Source organism: Nocardioides sp. REDSEA-S30_B4, assembly GCF_001627265.1.
In the GTDB taxonomy this organism is placed as follows: domain Bacteria; phylum Actinomycetota; class Actinomycetes; order Propionibacteriales; family Nocardioidaceae; genus Nocardioides.
The window spans coordinates 1-4,446 of sequence record NZ_LUPI01000099.1 but is presented as its reverse complement, the minus strand read 5'-3'; the positions used below and the strand labels follow the sequence as shown (position 1 = coordinate 4,446).

4 protein-coding genes, 1 other RNA gene and 1 pseudogene are annotated in these 4,446 nt (G+C 76.1%); all 6 read right to left on the bottom strand.

All coding sequences use genetic code 11. The annotated features are described in order from the left end of the window. Nucleotides 1-299: pseudogene (locus A6R01_RS17145) on the bottom strand (AAA family ATPase); the annotation flags it as partial. Nucleotides 300-361: 62 nt separating this feature from the next. Then, an RNA gene (gene ffs, locus A6R01_RS17140) (signal recognition particle sRNA small type) lies at nt 362-458 on the bottom strand. A 184-nt stretch (nt 459-642) separates the two neighbouring features. Beyond that, entirely contained in the window at nt 643-1,905 is a 1,263-nt protein-coding gene (locus A6R01_RS17135; protein WP_292608499.1) for a S8/S53 family peptidase, read from the bottom strand. After that, a complete protein-coding gene (locus A6R01_RS17130) occupies nt 1,896-3,350 on the bottom strand; it encodes a type VII secretion protein EccB (RefSeq protein WP_292608497.1) in 1,455 nt (484 codons plus the stop codon). The genes A6R01_RS17135 and A6R01_RS17130 overlap by 10 nt, the downstream gene beginning before the upstream one ends. 3 nt (nt 3,351-3,353) lie before the next feature. After that, nucleotides 3,354-3,956, bottom strand: coding sequence for a LysR family transcriptional regulator (locus A6R01_RS18380; protein ID WP_366925126.1), 603 nt, complete (start codon nt 3,954-3,956; stop codon nt 3,354-3,356). A gap of 85 nt (nt 3,957-4,041) precedes the next feature. Next, nucleotides 4,042-4,446: glycosyltransferase (locus A6R01_RS17120; RefSeq protein WP_292608494.1), on the bottom strand; the 405-nt coding region annotated here is incomplete at its 5' end.

The following is a 4,446-nucleotide window of genomic DNA, read 5'->3' as shown; positions in this document are numbered from 1 at the left end:
CCGTGACTCGCAGCATCAAGCTCGATGACGTCGATGGAGCCCGGTCCACCCGCAGCCAGATCCACGCAACTCTGGCACGCGCCGCACGGCTCGGAGGTCGGTCACTGCTCGCAGTTCAGCGATCGCGCCACGATTCGAGCTGTCGACGTTTTGCCGCAGCCGCGGGGGCCGGAGAAAAGGTACGCGTGGTGAACGCGGTCGTTGTCCAAAGCCCGCGCCAGAGGCGTGGTGATGTGTTCCTGACCCACCACGTCGGCCAGCCTCGCCGGCCGGTAGGTGCGGTAGAGGGCCAACGACATGCGCCGACCCTAACGCCCACCGCACGCCCTGCAGACCGATGTTCGGGTACCAGACAGCCGCGCAAAGGGACCCCCCGCGCACCTGACAGAGCCCGCCTACCCTTGCTGCCTTCCGGCCCTGGGGGGGTTGAGCGAGGTGACACCGCACGGGGGGTCGGTCACCAGGGTACGGGGCCGCGCGGAACGCTCGCCACCTGCGGGTAATCTCCCCCGCGGAGGATTCGCCTAGTGGCCTATGGCGCTCGCTTGGAAAGCGGGTTGGGTTAATAGCCCTCGGGGGTTCGAATCCCCCTACCTCCGCCATCGAGACGGCGTCGACCACACGGTCGGCGCCGTCTTGCATTCACTCCGCGCGACGCACCAGCGGGCGCAGCAGCAGCGCCAGCAGCAGCACGCCCCCGCCCAGCAGGCCCCACCAGACCGCCTGCTCCCGGGCCGCGGCGAGCGGGTCGGGAGCGGCGACGGGCGCGGTGGCGGCGCCCGCGGGCGGGGGCAGGGCGGTGTCTGCGGCGAACACGGCGTCGAGGTCGTCCGCGACCTGGCCCGGGGTGGCGGTGAGCGCTGCGAGGGCACGGACCTGACCGGCGCCCGTGAGCGGGGAGCGGACGTCGGGCCGGCCGTCGGCCGTGCCGATCAGCCGGGCGACCAGCGCCGCGGGCGACTCGTCGGGGTGGGCGCCACGCAGCAGGGCCAGCACGCCGGCGACGTACGCCGCGGACCAGGCCGAGCGGACCTCCCCGACCGAGCAGGTGCCACCGACCAGCGAGGTCGAGACCGCACCCTCCGACGGGGCGACCACGTCGAGCGCGGTCGACGACAACGGAGCGCGGGCCTCCTCGGGGACCGGCCCGGCGGCGACGACTCCCTCGACCGATGCGGGGGTGACCAGGGGACCGGCGTCCTCGCCGGGGCGCTGCTCGGCCAGGACGGAGAGCCGGTCCGTGGGGACAGCGGCGTCGGCAGGACGGTCCCCGCCCTGGGCGACGACCAGCACGCCCGACCCGACGAGGTCGGACACGACCTCCCGGACGCGGTCGTCGGGCTCGACCTGGAGCGGGACCACCACGACGTCCACGCGGGGCAGCCGGTCGCGGACGTGGGCGAGCCCCTCGGCGAGGGCCCGGGCGCTGGGACCCTGCTCGCCGTCGGAGGTCGGCACCTGACGGTCCAGGACGCGGACGTCCACCAGCTCGGCGCCCGGGGCGATGCCCACCGGGAGGTCCTCGGAGCGTGCGGGACCCGCGACCAGGCCAGCCACGACGGTGCCGGTCGGGTCCACCACCGGACCGGGACCCACGACCGACGTCCCGCCGTCGCCCAGGGGCAGGCCGGCGTCACGGGAGATGCCGGTCGACAGGATCGCCACGGTCACGCCGGCCCCGGCCTCTCGGGCGGAGCGCTGCAGCCACGCCCGGGCCCGGTCGACGCCCATCGCCGCCAGCGGCGCACTGGCCAGGTCGGTGCTCGGTCGCGGGTCGTCGGCCGTGACCGCGAGGCAGTCGACCACCTCGCCGACGGCGGGCGCAGCCGCCGCGACCGGCGCCCCCGTCGACCAGGCCGCCGCCAGCACCGCGGAGGCGACGAGGCAGCGACCGGTCAGGCGCACGACCCGTCCTCGGACGACGAGCCGGGCGGGCAGAGCGCGGCCTCCTGCGACAGCGCGACCCCGGGCGCGAAGAGGTCCAGCCAGGAGGAGGGCACGAGGGGCGCGGGATGCTCGGCGTAGCCCAGCAGGGACGGGGTGTCCTCACCGACCAGGGCGTCCACGCGGCCCTTCTGGTCGACGACGAACCGCCGACCGCCCTCGGCCGGGGCGACCTCGCCCCACTCCCCCGACACGACGTAGGCACCGGCGCCCGGTGCCACGTGCACCGACCGCTGGCCGCGGTCGAGCAGGGTCTCGGCGGACGCCTCCCCCTCGGGCGAACCGGCCAGAAGCACCTGGGGCGGCCGCTCGGCGTCGGCCTCCAGGAGCGCGCAGGCCTGGCCGGCCACCGAGGTGAGCGCGCCGGCGGGCCAGCGCGCCGCGTCGTACGCCGGAGGGGCCGAGGCCCCGTCGAGGTTCTTCTCGGCCGGTCGCCGGCCCCGGTCGGGCGAGACGTCGAGGGTGCGCCACAGGGCGGCGGCGAACGGCGTCAACGGCTGGAGCGCGCCGTCGTCGTCGACGAGCAGGCCGCTGCCGTCCGAGGCGGTGGCGTAGTCACCGACGCGTACGCCGTCGGGCTGGTCGGGCGCGGCCTCGCCGAGCTCCTCGAGGCCGAAGGTCTCCTCGCTCAGGTCGCCGCCGCGGGGGAAGAGCTCCAGCCACTCCCGCGGCACCCGCAGCGCCTGCGCGGAGCCGCTGCCGAGGCCGACCTCGCGCAGGAAGGCGTCGGTGCGCTCCGAGGAGCCGGCCGGCAGGAGGTAGCGGTGGGCCTGGGCGGGCTCGGCGCCGGTGTCGGGCGCGGTGGCCACCAGCCACAGCCCCGCCGACGACCCGCCCTTGACCTCGACGAGCACGGCGTCCGTGGCCGCGGAGGGGGCGACCCCCGGTGGGTCCTGGACCGCCACGGCGAGCCCCAGGCCGTCACCGGTGCAGGCGCTCCACCCGGTGTCGACGAGGGCGCCGGGGTCCGGGAGGGAGGCGGGGGCGTCGAGGATGCCGAGGTCGGCACCCACCGGCCGGGTCTCCAGCACGTCCTGGGCGACGATCCGCGGCTCGAGTCCCTCGGCGCCGAGGATCAGCTGCGCCGAGGTGATGTTGAGGACCGGTCGCAGCTCGGGCAGCTCGTCGTCGGCGAGGTCCTCGTCGAGGATGACGTAGGCGGCGCCGAGCTCCTTGCTGATCACCAGCCCCGGGGCGTCCCAGTCGCTGTCGGGACGGTCGGAGAAGACCCCCGTGATCGCGGCGGCCGCGACCAGCAGCACCGACAGGGCGACGCCGCCGACGATGGTGCGCCCCGGCCGGACGGGCTCGACCTCGCGGCCACCGGGGGCGCCGGAGACGAAGGCGGTGACCAGTCGCCGCCGGCTGAAGGCGTGCGCCTCGACCAGGTCGCGCTTGGTGGCCACGGGTCAGCCCACGATCGCGGCGAAGAGCCCGCAGGCGACGACGGCCAGGGGCAGCAGCGCGAGCAGGGCGACGGTCTCGGCGACGTCACCGAGCCTGCCCCGGCGCACCGAGGGCGGGGCGGGGACGAGGGTGAGCGCGAGCAGCACCCCGCCGGTCGCCGCGAGGACGACGGCCGTCGTCGGCCGCCAGTCCGGGTGGAGGACGAGGACCGCGGCTGCGGTCGAGACCAGCCCGAGGACACCGCTGAGGAGTCCCACGAGCACCTCGGTGCCGGTGCGGTACTGCCGCGTGCGCAGCATCAGCACGACCGCGCAGAGCAGCGCGAGCAGGGTGCCGGAGAGGCCGTCGCGCATCGAGTCGAGCGTCTGGGTCAGCGAGGTGCGCTCGGCCAGCATCCGTTGCGCCCAGCTGAGCACCTCGGCGCCCTCGGGGGTGAAGCCCTCGAAGCGCTGCCCGCGCCGCACCACCCGCACCCCGAGCTCGGCCTCGAGCTTGCGGATGCCCGCCGAGAGCGCCGGTTGCGTGACGTGGCAGGCCTGGGCCGCACGCCCGAAGTGCCCCTCCTGGGCGAGCGCCACGAGGTACTCCAGCTGGCGCAGCATCATGCTGCATGGATATCACCTCGCCGCCCGGCGGCGGCGGAGCCAGGACCGCCCGCGAGACGCCCCGCGAAGTGGCCCCTGCGCCGGCTCAGGCGTGCGCGGTCGTCGCCGGCGACAGGTGGCGCTCGAGCAGCTCGGCCACGGCGTCGTCCCACGTGCGGGTGAGGGCGTGCTCGCGGGCGGCCTCGCCGAGGAGCCCGCGGTGACGATCGGCCACCACGGAGCCGACCGCGCGCACCAGGTCGCGCTGGTCGGCGGGGTCGTAGAGCACGCCCGTCTCGAGGTGGCGGACGACGTCGCGCGCGCCGCCGGCGCGCGGGGCCACCACCGGCACGCCCGCCGCGGCCGCCTCGCGCAGTGCGTGGCAGTCGGTCTCGTGCTCACCCGGGTGCACCAGCACGTCGAGGGTGGGCAGCGCGACCGTGAGGTCGCCGGTGCTCAGCGGGCCGGTGAAGCGGGCGCGGGGCATGCGGCGGGCGAGCCACTCGCGCTC

Excerpts from the sequence above, each read along its gene's own strand:
- A6R01_RS18380 (WP_366925126.1), bottom strand. The coding sequence starts at position 3,956 with ATGATGCTGCGCCAGCTGGAGTACCTCGTGGCGCTCGCCCAGGAGGGG.